Here is a 14,240-nt window from a genome sequence, read left to right on the forward strand (position 1 = left end):
TGTGCATGTACCTCACCGAGTTTTTGACCGTGGCGTTGATTCACCTGCTGGCCGTGGCCAGTCCCGGGCCGGACTTTGCCGTGGTGGTACGCGAGAGCGTGACCCATGGCCGGCGCGCCGGTACCTGGACGGCGCTGGGCGTCGGCTCGGCGATTTTTCTTCACGTTGGCTACTCGCTGCTTGGTATCGGCTTGATCGTGTCCCAGTCCATCGTGCTGTTCAACGCCTTGAAATGGGCGGCGGCGGCCTACCTGTTGTACATCGGCTTCAAAGCCCTGCGGGCGCAGCCGGCCAAGCCTGCCGGTGCAGAAGAGCTGCACCGTGAAGTGGGCGAGCGCAGCGCTCGCGGCGCCTTTACCTCGGGCTTTGTGACCAATGGCCTGAACCCCAAGGCCACGCTGTTTTTCCTGTCGCTGTTCACCGTGGTGATCAACCCCCACACGCCGCTGGCGATCCAGGCCGGTTATGGCCTGTACCTGGCGGTAGCCACCGCCCTGTGGTTCTGCATGGTGGCCATGTTGTTCAGCCAGCAGCGCGTGCGCGCAGGCTTTGCGCGCATGGGCCACTGGTTTGATCGGAGCATGGGCGTGGTGCTGATTGCCATCGGTGTGAAAGTGGCTTTCACCGACCGCTGAGTGCGTCATTCGTGAATGAATGCTGGCGCAAAGCTAGCATTCATCCGATTCTGCAAATCATTCCTTCGGCTGATTTGGCCGGCGTGCAAGGTCTCTACAGTGCAAATCCTTTAGCCAAGACCGTGCAGTCATAAAAAGGGATTCGTATGTTGCAGACTCGTGTTATCCCGCCCGCCGAAGGCGCGTACCAATACCCGCTGTTGATCAAACGCCTGTTGATGTCGGGCGCCCGCTACGAGAAAACCCGGGAAATCGTCTACCGCGACAAACTGCGCTACACCTACCCAACCCTGACCGAACGTGTCGCCCGCCTGGCCAATGTGCTGACCGCAGCGGGAGTCAAGGCCGGTGATACCGTGGCCGTGATGGACTGGGACAGCCACCGTTACCTGGAGTGCATGTTCGCCATCCCGATGATTGGTGCGGTGATTCACACCATCAACGTGCGCCTGTCGCCAGAGCAGATCCTGTACACGATGAACCACGCCGAAGACCGCTTTGTGCTGGTCAACAGCGAGTTCGTCGGCCTGTACCAGGCCATTGCCGGGCAGTTGACCACCGTCGACAAGACCCTGTTGCTGACCGATGGCGACGAAAAAACCGCTGACCTGCCCAACCTGGTAGGCGAGTACGAAACCCTGTTGGCCGCTGCCAGTACCCAGTACACCTTCGAGGACTTCGACGAGCACTCGGTGGCCACCACTTTCTATACCACTGGCACCACCGGTAACCCCAAGGGTGTGTATTTCACCCACCGCCAACTGGTGCTGCACACCATCGGCGTGGCGACCATCATGGGCAGCGTCGACAGTGTGCGCCTGCTCGGCACCAACGATGTGTACATGCCGATCACGCCGATGTTCCACGTGCACGCCTGGGGCTTGCCGTATGTGGCGACCATGCTCGGGCTGAAGCAGGTTTATCCAGGCCGCTACGATCCGGAATACCTGGTGGAGTTGTGGCGCAAGGAAAAGGTCACGTTTTCCCACTGCGTGCCGACCATCCTGCAGATGCTGCTCAACGCCAAGGCCGCCCAGGGTGTGGATTTTGGCGGCTGGAAGATCGTCATCGGCGGCAGTGCCCTCAACCGTTCGCTGTACGAAGCGGCCAAGACCCGTGGCATCCAGCTGACGGCGGCCTACGGCATGTCCGAGACCGGACCGCTGGTGTCCTGTGCCCACCTCAATGAAGAACTGATGGCCGGCAGCGAAGACGAACGCACCACCTACCGGATCAAGGCCGGTGTGCCGGGGCCGTTGGTGGAAGCCGCGATCATCGACGGCAACGGTAACTTCCTGCCGGCCGATGGCGAGTCCCAAGGCGAACTGGTGCTGCGCGCGCCATGGCTCAGCGAAGGCTATTTCAACGAGCCGCACAAAGGCGCCGAGCTTTGGGAAGGCGGCTGGATGCACACCGGCGACGTGGCCACCCTCGATGCCTTTGGCGTGATCGATATTCGCGACCGTATCAAGGACGTGATCAAGACCGGCGGCGAGTGGATCTCGTCCCTGGCGCTGGAAGACCTGGTCAGCCGTCACCCGGCGGTACGCGAAGTAGCGGTGGTCGGGATTGCCGACCCGCAGTGGGGCGAGCGCCCGTTTGCCCTGCTGGTGGTGCGCGAAGGCCACGGGATTGGCGCGCGCGAACTCAAGGAGCACCTCAAGCCGTATGTCGAGCAGGGCCACCTGAGCAAGTGGGCGATTCCAAGTCAGATTGCCATTGTTACGGAAATTCCCAAGACCAGCGTCGGCAAGCTGGACAAGAAGCGTATCCGGATCGACATCATCGAATGGCAGGCCAATAACAGCACCTTCCTCTCCACGCTCTGACCCCTCCTGCCGTGCCCGCCCGGGCACGGCAATGCTCTATTACAGGCCTTCGCCTTGTTATTTGCGTAATTTGAGCCATTCTCTTTCGCGTCAGCCCTCGCTGACATGGCGAAAGGGCTGTCGCAGACGGGTTGGTGATGCAAATCACACTTTAGAGGGATCAAGCGCTACCCCCTGCTGGCTATAGTCCCTCCCAGAGTTTTTCAAGGATGCGGCGCTGCGGTCCTGGGTGGTCCGGCGGCAGTCTGGCATTGGAATCGTTGTATTCCGGCCGTTACAAGCGTGTTTGAAAAGGCTCACTGCCATAACAATAAAATGCACATGGAGTAGCGTCGATGACCTCAGTAAATCAGTTCTGGCGCCGGGCGAGATTGCCCCTGGCGGTCAGTCTTGCCTCGACCCTCGCCGGGCCCGCATTCGGCGTCAGTTTCAACATTGGTGAGGTCGAAGGCAGCTTCGACTCGTCCCTGTCGGTGGGGGCCAGTTGGGGCACGTCCAAGCCCAACAAGGACCTGATCGGTGCCAACAACGGCGGCAGGGGGCTGTCGCAGACCTCCGATGACGGCCACTTGAACTTCAAGCGTGGGGAGACGTTCTCGAAGATCTTCAAGGGTATCCATGACCTGGAACTGAAGTACGGCGATACCGGTGTGTTTGTGCGTGGCAAGTATTGGTATGACTTTGAACTCAAGGACGAAAGCCGCGAGTTCAAGGACATCAGCGACCACAATCGCAAAGAGGGCGCCAAGTCTTCTGGCGGGCAGATCCTCGATGCGTTCATCTACCACAACTACTCCATTGCCGATGCCCCGGGTTCGGTGCGTTTTGGCAAGCAAGTCGTGAGCTGGGGTGAAAGTACCTTCATCGGTGGCGGTATCAACTCCATCAACCCGATCGACGTGTCTGCGTTCCGTCGTCCGGGTGCCGAGATCAAGGAAGGCCTGATTCCGGTCAACATGTTCTACGTGTCGCAATCCTTGACCGATAACCTGTCGGCGGAAGCGTTCTATCAGTTGGAGTGGGACCAGACGGTTACCGACAACTGTGGGACTTTTTTCTCGCAGCCGGATGTTATTTCCGATGGTTGCAACGACAACCTGCGGGTGCTGAACAAGCGTTCGCAATTCCCGGCAACAGCGATCCCGTTCCTGACGTCCCAAGGGGTCGACATGAACGAAGAGGGTGTGAAAGTCGCCCGTGGACCTGACCGCGATGCACGTGACAGTGGGCAGTTCGGTTTTGCGTTTCACTACAACTTTGAACCGCTGGATACCGAGTTCGGTGCGTACTTCATGAACTATCACAGCCGTGCGCCGATTTTCAGTGGCCAGGGCGCCTCCCAGCGCGTGTTCAACCTTGCCAATAACCTTCCAGCCCCGTTGGCCGGCCTGGCGCCGGTTATTGTCGCGGGTAATTCCAACTATTTTGTTGAATACCCGGAAGACATTCGCCTCTACGGTTTGAGTTTCTCCACCACCTTGCCTACGGGCACGGCGTGGAGTGGTGAGTTGAGCTACCGTCCGAATGCGCCTGTACAACTCAACACCACGGATATCCTGTTTGCAGGTGTTACTGGGGTTAATGGGTATAACAACGCCTCGGTACTCAAGGGGCAGCCTGGGCAGGACTTGCATGGCTATCGCCGCAAAGAAGTCAGCCAATTCCAAACTACCTTTACGCACTTCTTCGATCAGGTCATGGGGGCAAGCCGCCTGACGACCGTGGGTGAGATTGGTGTGACGCATGTCGGGGGGCTTGAGAGTAAGTCTGACGCGCGTTATGGGCGTGACCCGGTGTTTGGGCCAGGCAGCTTGCCCGGCGGTTTCTGTAACCGTCTCAATGCTTCGACCTCCGCTGGTGCCGGGCTGGGTGGCAGTACTGCCGGCTTGAACACCAATTGCAACCAGGACGGCTACACCACCGCCACTTCCTGGGGTTACCGCGCCCGTGCGATCTGGGAATACCCGGACGTCTTCGCCGGTGTCAACCTCAAGCCAAGCGTGGCCTGGTCCCATGACGTCAAAGGTTACTCGCCAGGCCCTGGCGGCAACTTTGAAGAGGGCCGCAAGGCCGTCAGCCTGGGTGTGGATGCTGAATACCAGAACACCTACACCGTCAGCCTGAACTACACCAACTTCTTTGGTGGCGACTTCAGCACGGTGGATGACCGCGATTTTGTCGCCTTGAGCGCCGGCGTGAACTTCTAAGCACACTCTTTAAGCAGTCAGTATTTTCAGGAAGACCAGAACATGAAAATAACCAAAAGTCTGTTGCACGTGGGTGTGCTGGGACTGTCGATCATGGCCAGCAGCGTCATGGCGGCGGTCTCGGCGGATGAAGCCGCCAAGCTGGGCACCACATTGACCCCGATGGGCGCGGAAATGGCCGGCAACGCTGCCGGCACCATCCCGGCCTGGAAAGCCCTGCCGACCAACGCCGGCGCCGTGGATGCCAAGGGCTTCCTGGCCAACCCGTATGCCAGCGAGCAGCCGCAGTTCACCATCACCGCGCAAAACGTCGAGCAGTACAAAGACAAGCTGGCCCCTGGGCAGTACGCGATGTTCAAGCGCTACCCCGAAACCTTCAAGATGCCGGTGTACACCACCCATCGCGGCGCCACCGTGCCGCCGGAAGTGTTCGCCGCCATCAAGAAAAACGCCACCAGCACCAACCTGGTAGGTGGCGGTAACGGCCTGGAAAACTTCGAGACCGCGATTCCGTTCCCGATCCCGAAAAGCGGGGTCGAGGTGATCTGGAACCACATCACCCGTTATCGCGGCGGCAGCGTCACGCGCCTGGTGACCCAGGCCACGCCACAGGCCAACGGCTCGTACAGCCTGGTGTACTTCCAGGATCAGTTCGTGTTCCGCGACAAGATGAAGGACTACGACCCGAAAAACCCGGGCAACATCCTGTTCTACTTCAAGCAGCAAGTGACCGCCCCGGCGCGCCTGGCCGGTGGTGTATTGCTGGTGCACGAGACCCTGGACCAGGTGAAGGAACCGCGCGCGGCGTGGGTCTACAACGCCGGCCAGCGCCGTGTGCGCCGGGCGCCGCAAGTGTCCTATGACGGGCCGGGTACCGCTGCCGATGGCCTGCGTACCTCCGACAACCTCGACATGTACAACGGTGCGCCGGATCGCTACGACTGGAAGCTCGAAGGCAAGAAGGAAATCTACATCGCGTCCAACAGCTACAAGCTCGACGATCCGAAGCTCAAGTACTCCGACATCATCAAGGCCGGGCACATCAACCAGGACCTGGCACGCTATGAACTGCGCCGCGTCTGGCACGTGGTTGCAACCCTGAAGGAGGGCCAGCGCCATATCTATGCCAAACGTGACTTCTACATCGATGAAGACACCTGGCAAGCGGCGGTGATCGACCACTACGACGGTCGTGGCCAGCTGTGGCGCGTGGCTGAAGCCCATGGCGAGAACTACTACGACAAGCAAGTGCCGTGGTACGCCCTGGAAACCCTCTACGACCTGCAGTCCGGCCGCTACCTGGCACTGGGCATGAAGAACGAAGAGAAAAAGGCCTATGACTTCGGCTTCACCGCCACCACCAAAGACTTCACCCCGGCGGCCCTGCGCCAGGACGGTGTCCGCTAACGTGCAGTAAACACGTTGGCCTCTGTAGGAGCTGGCTTGCCAGCGATTGCATCACCTCGGTCTATCTGACATACCGAGGCGATGCAATCGCAGGCAAGCCAGCTCCTACATTTGTTTGGGGGGGCTGAACATCGCCGGTTATTTCTTGTTGTAGTCTTTTTCAGACAAATGTTGCAAAGATCTACAAAGCGACGGGTTTTAACGCTAGTCTGCGGACATCTGCAATGCCGACCACAGCCTACTACAAGAGCCCGGCGATGACTGATCTGTCCCCAATCCAAGGGCCTGCCAGTGCGGTAATCCCCACGCTGGAAGGGCGCTTCTATCGACCCCCACTGCCTGATGGCTATGTGCTGCGCCCACGCCTTTGCGAGCGCCTGAGCGCGGGCCTGGAGGGGCGTTTATTGCTGGTCAGCGCGCCGGCCGGGTTCGGCAAGAGCTCGCTGGCGGTGGAGTTCTGCCAAAGCCTGCCGGATCACTGGCAAAGCCTGTGGCTGGGCCTCAGTGCGCGGGACAGTGATCCGGGGCGTTTCCTTGAACGTCTACTGGAGGGTCTGCAACAGTATTTCCCGCAGGTAGGCAGCCAGGCGCTGGGCCTGCTGAAAATGCGTCAGCGCCACCAGCCGTTTGCCTTTGAAGAATGGCTCGATGGCTTGCTCGACGAATTGACCGTCCATCTATCCACACGCACGCCGTTATTACTGGTGCTGGATGACTACCACCTGGCCCAGGGGCCGGTGCTGGATCGCTGCCTGCAATTTTTCCTCAATCATTTGCCTGATGGCTTGTTGGTGCTGGTCACCAGCCGCCAGCGTCCCGACTGGCATTTGGCGCGGTTGCGTTTGTCCCGGCATTTGCTGGAGTTGCATGAGCAAGACCTGCGCCTGACCAACGACGAATCCCTGGCCTTGCTTGACCGCCACAGCAGTTCGTTGCGCGGTGAGGCACTGGACAATCTGATCCGCCGCAGCGAAGGGTGGGTGGCCGGCCTGCGCTTCTGGTTGCTGGCGGCCGCCGAAGCCGGCAGCGAGGCCAACCTGCCCCAAGGCCTGCATGGTGGCGAAGGGCTGATCCGTGACTATCTGCTGGAAGAGGTGATCGATTGCCTGCCGCCGGAAGTCCAGGCGTTCTTATACGACACCGCCTCCCAGGAGCGTTTTTGCAGCGAGCTTTGCGATGCGGTGCGCGAGGCACATGACAGCGCGGAAATCCTGCGTTACCTGCAAGCTCATCAGGTATTCCTGGTGCCGCTGGACGAACAGGGTCACTGGTACCGCTATCACCACTTGTTTTCCGACTTGCTGCGCACCCGGCGCTCGCCGAATGCGATGCTACCGGCCGCCAGCCTGCACTTGCGCGCCTGTCGCTGGTTCAATGCCCAGGGCTTGCTCGATGAGGCCGTGGAACAGGCCCTGCGCGCCGGACATCTGGATGTAGCGGCGAACCTGGTGCAGAACCTGTCTGAAGAGCAACTGCTGGCTGAACAGAATGTCGGCATGCTCCTACGCTGGAAGATGGACTTGCCCGACAGCCTATTGATCAGCACGCCCCGCTTGATCGTGCTCTACAGCTGGGCGCTGGGGCTGGCCTGTCAGTTGGACGCCGCAGAAGAACTGTCCAGCCATCTAAGCCGCTTCCTGCCGGCACCGTCGGCCACGGCGCAGAAGTCGATGCTCGCCCAGTGGCTGGCCCTCAGTGGCATCATTGCCCGTGGGCGCGGCAACCGCGAGCTGACCCAGCTGTATTGCAGCGAAGCCCTGGAAAGCCTGCCGCTCAAGCGTTACGGCCAGCGCTTGATGTGCCTTTCGACCCTGTCGAACCTGGCCATCGTCGACGCCGACCTGTGGCGCGCACGCGGCTTGAATCGCGACTCCCTGGAGCTGGCGCAACGTGTCGGCAACCCGCTGTTCGAGGCCCTGGCCCATTACGATCGGGCACGGGTGCTGCAGGCGCGCGGGGAAATCCTGCGCTCCCTGGACGAGGTACGCGAGGGCCTGCAACGCTTGCAGGGCCTGGCGCCCCAGCGCCTGTATGCGGTGCGTGCGCGCCTGTCGCTGTACGAAGGGTTCCTGCTGCTAATGCGTTGCCAGCCCGAAGCCGGGCTGTTGCGCCTGCGTGCCGGGTTAGCCGAGGCTCGCGCCTGCCGGGATATCAGCGTGTTGATCGGCCACTGTGTCATCGCCAACCTCGAGGGGCGCCGTGGCGATTTCCCCAAGGCCTTTGCCGAGCTGGCCGAAGCCGAGCGGCTGATGCATATCTGGGATGTGCCGCCGATTTACTACCTGGCCATGATCACATTGATCAAATGCGAGTTGTGGCTGGCCCAGGGCCGTACGGACCTGGCCGATGCCTGGCTGGCGCGGCTGGGGCAAACCTACAACGGCGACCAGGCTGCCGCCGCCCCGGAGTTTCATCCACATCTGCCGCAACATATCGAATTGCAGCAGGCGGCCCTGGATGCCATTCGTGGCCAAGCCGAAAACGCCCTGCGCCGGCTCGATGTACTCGCCCGGCAAGCTGAAGGCAAAGGCCAGCAGATGATCGCAGTGATGGCCCTGAACCAGTACGTGCTGTTGTTGCTGGATGACGGTCAGGCTGCATCGGCCCGCCCGGTTTTTGCCCGCGCCCTGCAAGTGGCGAGCGGCGGTGCGTTGCAACCCTTCCAACGTTTGCTGGAACGTTATCCGGACTGGATGCGTGAGCAACTGGGCCACGCGCCGAATGACCTGCTGCGGCAAAGCTTGTGGGCCTTGCTGCCGGTAGTTGCCCTGCGCGAGCCGATCGAAATCACCCACACCGGCGAAACCTTGAGCGCCCGTGAGCTGGCGGTGCTGCAGTTGATCGCCCAAGGGTGTTCCAACCAGGAAATCAGCAACCAGCTGTTTATCTCGCTGCACACCGTCAAGACCCACGCCAGCCATATCAACAGCAAACTGGGAGTGGAACGCCGTACCCAGGCCGTCGCGCGGGCGCAGGAGATGGGGTTGTTGGGGTAAGGGGGAGACTTGCGCCGCAAAAGCCGGATAATGGCGGCCAATTCGTTTGCTCCGCTATTCTGGTAATCCCGCATGGAAATCAAGGTCAATTTTCTCGACAACCTCCGGCTTGAAGCCAAGTTCGACGACTTCACCGTGGTGGCCGACCAGCCGATTCGCTACAAGGGCGATGGCTCGGCCCCCGGTCCGTTCGACTACTTCCTGGCTTCGTCGGCGTTGTGTGCGGCTTACTTTGTGAAGTTGTACTGCAGCACGCGCAATATCCCCACGGACAATATCCGCCTGTCGCAGAACAATATTGTCGACCCGGAAAACCGCTACAACCAGATCTTCAAGATTCAAGTCGAGTTGCCTGCCGATATTTCCGATAAGGATCGCCAGGGCATCCTGCGCTCCATCGACCGCTGTACGGTAAAGAAAGTGGTACAGGCCGGGCCTGAGTTTGTCATCGAAGAGGTGGAAAACCTCGACGCCGACGCCCAGGCGTTGCTGATGCCGGCTTCTGCGTCAGACGCGGGTACCTATATTGCGGGCAAGGACCTGCCGCTGGAGCAGACCATCGCCAACATGTCGGCCATTCTGGCGGGCCTGGGCATGAAGATTGAAATCGCTTCGTGGCGCAATATCGTGCCCAATGTCTGGTCGCTGCATATCCGCGATGCCCATTCGCCGATGTGCTTTACCAACGGCAAGGGCGCGACCAAGGAAGGCGCACTGGCGTCGGCGTTGGGCGAGTTTATCGAGCGCCTGAACTGCAACTTCTTCTACAACGATCAATTCTGGGGCGAAGACATCGCCAACGCGGCGTTTGTGCACTACCCGGACGAGCGCTGGTTCAAGCCGGGCCGCAAAGACGCGCTGCCGACTGAAATTCTCGATGAGTACTGCCTGAAGATCTACAACCGCGATGGCGAGTTGCGCGGTTCGCACCTGATCGACACCAACTCCGGCAATGAAGAGCGTGGCATCGTCTCACTGCCGTTTGTGCGCCAGTCTGACGGCGAGGTGGTGTATTTCCCCTCCAACCTGATCGAAAACCTGTACCTGAGCAACGGCATGAGTGCCGGTAATACCCTGGCCGAGGCGCAGGTGCAGTGCCTGTCGGAGATCTTCGAGCGCGCGGTAAAGCGCGAAATCATCGAAGGTGAATTTGCCCTGCCGGATGTACCGGCCGACGTGCTGGCCAAATACCCAAGCATCCTCGCCGGTATCCAGGCCCTCGAAGAGCAGGGCTTCCCAGTGCTGGTCAAGGATGCGTCCCTGGGCGGCGAGTTCCCGGTGATGTGCGTGACCCTGATGAACCCGCGCACCGGCGGCGTATTTGCCTCGTTTGGCGCCCACCCAAGCCTGGAAGTGGCGCTGGAGCGCAGCCTGACCGAGTTGCTCCAGGGCCGTAGTTTCGAAGGTTTGAACGACTTGCCGCAGCCGACCTTTGAGGGGCATGCGGTGACCGAGCCGAACAACTTTGTCGAACACTTCATCGACTCCAGCGGCGTGGTGTCGTGGCGTTTCTTCAGTGCCAAGTCCGATTACGCGTTCGTGGAGTGGGATTTCTCCGGCCAGGGCGAAGACTCCAACGCCGAGGAGGCTGCCACCCTGTTCGGCATTCTCGAAGGCATGGGCAAGCAGGTCTACATGGCGGTGTACGAGCATATCGGCGCCAAGGCTTGCCGGATCCTGGTACCGGACTATTCGGAAATCTATCCGGTGGACGACCTGATCTGGGATAACACCAACAAGGCGCTGTTCTTCCGCGCCGATATCCTGAACCTGCACAGCCTGGATGAAGAGGGCCTGCAAGCGCTGGTCGAGCGCCTGGTGGAAAGCGAACTGGATGACTACACCGATATCACCACCCTGATCGGCATCGAGTTCGACGACAACACCGCCTGGGGCCAGTTGACGATCCTGGAGCTGAAGCTGCTGATCTATCTCGCCTTGCAGCAGTTTGAAGAGGCGAAGGAAGCGGTGGAGATGTTCCTGCAGTACAACGACAACACCGTCGAACGCGGCCTGTTCTACCAGGCGGTGAATGCAGTGCTGGAGATGCAGTTAGACGAGGATTTGGAACTGCAAGACTACGAGGCCAATTTCCGCCGGATGTTTGGCAACGAGCGCATGGACGCCGCCATTGGTTCGGTGGATGGCAGCGTGCGCTTTTATGGCCTGACCCCAACCAGTATGAAACTGGAAGGGCTGGACCGGCACCTGCGGTTGATCGACAGCTACAAAAAACTGCACGCGGCACGCGCCAACAGCTAGAAGGGACTCCTTATGCAAATCACAACTCCTGGACTGATCCGTGAAACCTTCCCCGTCGGCCCGTTGCAGTGCAACTGCACGATCATCGGTGACCCGATCAGCAAGAAGGCCATCGTGGTCGATCCGGGCGGCAACCATGAGCTGATCCTGGCACGCCTCGACGCACTGGGCTTGAAGGTGGTGAGCATCATCCACACCCATGCGCACCTGGATCATTTCCTGGCCTCCGGCCAGTTGAAAGAAAAGACCGGCGCCACGCTGCACCTGCACAAGGAGGATCAGTTCCTGTGGGATAACCTCGAAATGCAGTGCCAGATGTTCGGTGTGCCCTACACCCCGGTGCCGTCGCCGGATCGCTGGCTGGCCGATGATGAAGAGCTGGCCTGTGGCTGCGGCGTCGCCTTGCACACGCCTGGGCATACGCCGGGCTCGATGAGTTTCTGGTTTGCCGATGCCAAGCTGCTGATCGCCGGCGATACCTTGTTCCGGCGCGGGGTAGGGCGCACGGATTTGTGGGGCGGCGACCAGGCGACCATCGTGCGGTCGATCAAGCAGCGGCTTTATACCCTGGACGAAGGGGCGACCGTGGTGACCGGGCATGGCCCGGATACGCGCCTGGGGGATGAAATGCGCGAAAATCCGTTTGTCAGGGCCTGACAGCGCGAGGCTCTGCTAGGGTTTAGGTGAGCGTGCCGGCGTTTATCTTTTGTCACAGGTGCGCGGCGGAGTACGGAATTTTTACCGTTTGTCGCGTTCCAAACTCGGCACAGGTCCATTGCCAATGTCCTCTGCATCACAGAATGCAAAAGTAGGAGCTTCCTTCATGTTCACTTCGCGTCGTCTGCTTGTTGTTGCTACCGCGGTAGCCCTATTGTCGGGCTGTGCTTCCCCTAACCCTTACGATGGCAGCCAGGGACAGGCGGACAACGGTTCGCAAGGCATGAGCAAAACCGCCAAATACGGCGGCCTCGGCGCGCTGGCGGGTGCGTTGGCCGGTGCAGCCATTGACCATAACAACCGTGGCAAAGGCGCGCTGATCGGCGCAGCGGTAGCCGGTATCGGCGCTGCGGGTTATGGCTATTACGCTGACCAGCAGGAAAAGAAACTGCGTGAAAGCATGGCCAACACCGGCGTCGAGGTGCAGCGCCAGGGTGACCAGATCAAGTTGATCATGCCGGGCAACATCACGTTTGCGACCAACTCCGATGCTATCGCCAGCAGCTTCTACACCCCGCTGAACAACCTGGCTGGGTCACTCAAGCAGTTCAACCAGAACACCATCCAGATCGTCGGCTACACCGACAGCACCGGCAGCCGCCAACTGAACATGGACCTGTCCCAGCGTCGTGCGCAAAGCGTGGCCAATTACCTGACGTCCCAAGGCGTCAGCCCGACCAACCTGACCACCCGTGGTGCCGGCCCGGATAACCCGATTGCCAGCAACGCCGACGTCAACGGTCGTGCGCAGAACCGTCGCGTGGAGGTCAACCTCGGCCCGATCCCCGGCCAGCAGTATGGCCAGCCTGCGCAGCAACAGCAGCAGAACAACCAGTTCCAAGGCAATCCGTACCAGCAGTACCAGTAACCGTCAGCCAATAAAAAGGGCGCCGTGCAGTCAATGCACGGCGCCCTTTTTTGTGGCTGGCGATTACATCAGTCGATGTATTCGAACAGTTTCACAATTTTCTGTACCCCGGACACACCCTGTACCAGGTTGGTGGCGCGGGTTGCTTCCTGCTGGGTCAGCAGGCCCATGAGGTAGACGATGCCGTTGTCCGTCACAACCTTGATCCGCGAGCCGGGAATTGCGCTGTCGGTGAGCATCTGGGCCTTGATCTTGGTGGTCAGCACGGCGTCATTGCTGATTGCCAGCAGGGTGATGGGCTGCGCGACCTGCAGTTCGTTGTGGACCTTTTTCACCCGTTGCACGGTTGAGGCTGCCTGTTCGGCTTGGGTCTTGAGGTCGGCGCGCGGGGTTTGCCCGGCGAGCAGCACGATGCCGTTGAAGCTGGTCACGACGATACGCGATGCGCCGTTGCCCAGGTCGGGGGCGGCCTTGGCGACGTTGACGCCGACCTTGGTCTCGATCAGCGAGTCATCGATCTTGCTGCCAAAAGTGCGTGTGCCACGGTCGTCCTGGATAGGGGTGTCGCGGGTCGCAGTGATGGCCGAGGTGCAGCCGCTGATAGCGAGGCACAGCGTGATGGCTATAAGGCTGAGGCGGTTAACGGTCATTCTTCACTCCCGAACAGTTGGCTGTCGATCAGATCGCACAGGCAGTGGATCGTCAGCAGATGGACTTCCTGAATACGTGCAGTGACATTGGCCGGGACGCGGATCTCCACATCCTCGGGTAGCAGCAGCGAGGCCATGCCGCCGCCGTCGCGCCCGGTCAATGCTACGACAATCATTTCGCGATCATGTGCGGCCTGGATCGCCTGAATAATGTTCGCCGAGTTGCCGCTGGTGGAAATAGCCAGCAACACATCGCCCGGTTGGCCGAGGGCGCGGATTTGTTTGGAAAAAATTTCGTTGTAGCTGTAGTCGTTGGCGATCGAGGTGATTGTCGACGAATCGGTGGTCAAGGCGATAGCCGGCAGGCTCGGCCGCTCGCGTTCAAAGCGGTTGAGCAGTTCGGAGGAAAAGTGCTGGGCGTCGCCGGCCGAACCACCGTTGCCGCACGAAAGCATTTTGCCTTCGTTGAGCAGGGCGTTGACCATGACCTGGCTGGCTTGCTCGATGTGCGGTGCAAGTACGTCCATCGCCTGTTGCTTGGTATCGATACTGGCCTGGAAAAGCTGGCGAATTCGGGATTGCATGTCCATCTGTGTGACCTTAAGTAGCGCGGCTGTATGGCACACGAATGTGCAGCCCGCAAAGCAAAGAGCAAAAGTGTGCGGTGAA

10 protein-coding genes are annotated in these 14,240 nt (G+C 60.2%); 8 read left to right on the forward strand and 2 right to left on the reverse strand.

Annotated features, from left to right (window positions below; genetic code table 11):
- Window positions 1-5: 5 nt before the first annotated feature.
- The 8 genes from AC19YY_RS00940 (at window position 6) to AC19YY_RS00975 (ending at window position 12,921) form a co-directional block, all read left to right on the forward strand.
- Window positions 6-635 (forward strand): LysE family translocator, encoded by a 630-nt coding sequence (locus AC19YY_RS00940; protein ID WP_169956378.1) that lies wholly within the window; start codon window positions 6-8, stop codon window positions 633-635.
- Between the two features lie 146 nt (window positions 636-781).
- The gene (locus AC19YY_RS00945) at window positions 782-2,464 is read left to right on the forward strand and encodes a fatty acid--CoA ligase (protein WP_170056745.1); all 1,683 of its coding nucleotides are present in this window, start codon (window positions 782-784) and stop codon (window positions 2,462-2,464) included.
- Window positions 2,465-2,799: 335 nt separating this feature from the next.
- Window positions 2,800-4,671, forward strand: coding sequence for a DUF1302 domain-containing protein (locus AC19YY_RS00950; protein WP_170041750.1), 1,872 nt, complete (start codon window positions 2,800-2,802; stop codon window positions 4,669-4,671).
- A 42-nt stretch (window positions 4,672-4,713) separates the two neighbouring features.
- Window positions 4,714-6,078 carry a DUF1329 domain-containing protein gene (locus tag AC19YY_RS00955; RefSeq protein WP_169956372.1) on the forward strand — a complete coding sequence of 455 codons (1,365 nt, stop codon included), beginning with the start codon at window positions 4,714-4,716 and terminating at the stop codon, window positions 6,076-6,078.
- Between the two features lie 257 nt (window positions 6,079-6,335).
- On the forward strand, window positions 6,336-9,074 hold the full coding sequence (locus AC19YY_RS00960) for a winged helix-turn-helix domain-containing protein (protein ID WP_500603764.1): 2,739 nt from the start codon (window positions 6,336-6,338) through the stop codon (window positions 9,072-9,074).
- Between the two features lie 72 nt (window positions 9,075-9,146).
- Window positions 9,147-11,336: an OsmC domain/YcaO domain-containing protein gene (locus AC19YY_RS00965; protein WP_492633702.1), complete on the forward strand. Its 2,190-nt coding sequence runs from the start codon at window positions 9,147-9,149 to the stop codon at window positions 11,334-11,336.
- Between the two features lie 12 nt (window positions 11,337-11,348).
- Complete coding sequence (locus AC19YY_RS00970; protein WP_170056747.1) at window positions 11,349-11,993, forward strand: MBL fold metallo-hydrolase; 645 nt, start codon at window positions 11,349-11,351, stop codon at window positions 11,991-11,993.
- 166 nt (window positions 11,994-12,159) lie between these two features.
- The gene (locus AC19YY_RS00975; protein WP_029297808.1) at window positions 12,160-12,921 is read left to right on the forward strand and encodes a YiaD family glycine zipper/OmpA-like lipoprotein; all 762 of its coding nucleotides are present in this window, start codon (window positions 12,160-12,162) and stop codon (window positions 12,919-12,921) included.
- Window positions 12,922-12,989: 68 nt separating this feature from the next.
- Here the strand turns inward: AC19YY_RS00975 and AC19YY_RS00980 are convergent, their stop codons facing one another.
- Both AC19YY_RS00980 and AC19YY_RS00985 read right to left on the reverse strand, forming a co-directional pair.
- Window positions 12,990-13,571 (reverse strand): BON domain-containing protein, encoded by a 582-nt coding sequence (locus tag AC19YY_RS00980; protein WP_169956365.1) that lies wholly within the window; start codon window positions 13,569-13,571, stop codon window positions 12,990-12,992.
- Complete coding sequence (locus tag AC19YY_RS00985; RefSeq protein WP_003171862.1) at window positions 13,568-14,161, reverse strand: phosphoheptose isomerase; 594 nt, start codon at window positions 14,159-14,161, stop codon at window positions 13,568-13,570. The genes AC19YY_RS00980 and AC19YY_RS00985 overlap by 4 nt, the downstream gene beginning before the upstream one ends.
- Window positions 14,162-14,240: the final 79 nt, after the last annotated feature.

Source organism: Pseudomonas sp. MF09156 (assembly GCF_059862305.1).

What these genes read in the sequence shown, in the direction of transcription:
- AC19YY_RS00975 (WP_029297808.1), top strand. Translation starts at nt 12,160, where the DNA reads ATGTTCACTTCGCGTCGTCTGCTTGTTGTTGCTACCGCGGTAGCCCTA.
- AC19YY_RS00955 (WP_169956372.1), top strand. Translation starts at nt 4,714, where the DNA reads ATGAAAATAACCAAAAGTCTGTTGCACGTGGGTGTGCTGGGACTGTCG.
- AC19YY_RS00950 (WP_170041750.1), top strand. Translation starts at nt 2,800, where the DNA reads ATGACCTCAGTAAATCAGTTCTGGCGCCGGGCGAGATTGCCCCTGGCG.
- AC19YY_RS00985 (WP_003171862.1), bottom strand. Translation starts at nt 14,161, where the DNA reads ATGGACATGCAATCCCGAATTCGCCAGCTTTTCCAGGCCAGTATCGAT.
- AC19YY_RS00945 (WP_170056745.1), top strand. Translation starts at nt 782, where the DNA reads ATGTTGCAGACTCGTGTTATCCCGCCCGCCGAAGGCGCGTACCAATAC.
- AC19YY_RS00965 (WP_492633702.1), top strand. Translation starts at nt 9,147, where the DNA reads ATGGAAATCAAGGTCAATTTTCTCGACAACCTCCGGCTTGAAGCCAAG.
- AC19YY_RS00970 (WP_170056747.1), top strand. Translation starts at nt 11,349, where the DNA reads ATGCAAATCACAACTCCTGGACTGATCCGTGAAACCTTCCCCGTCGGC.
- AC19YY_RS00940 (WP_169956378.1), top strand. Translation starts at nt 6, where the DNA reads ATGTACCTCACCGAGTTTTTGACCGTGGCGTTGATTCACCTGCTGGCC.
- AC19YY_RS00980 (WP_169956365.1), bottom strand. Translation starts at nt 13,571, where the DNA reads ATGACCGTTAACCGCCTCAGCCTTATAGCCATCACGCTGTGCCTCGCT.
- AC19YY_RS00960 (WP_500603764.1), top strand. Translation starts at nt 6,336, where the DNA reads ATGACTGATCTGTCCCCAATCCAAGGGCCTGCCAGTGCGGTAATCCCC.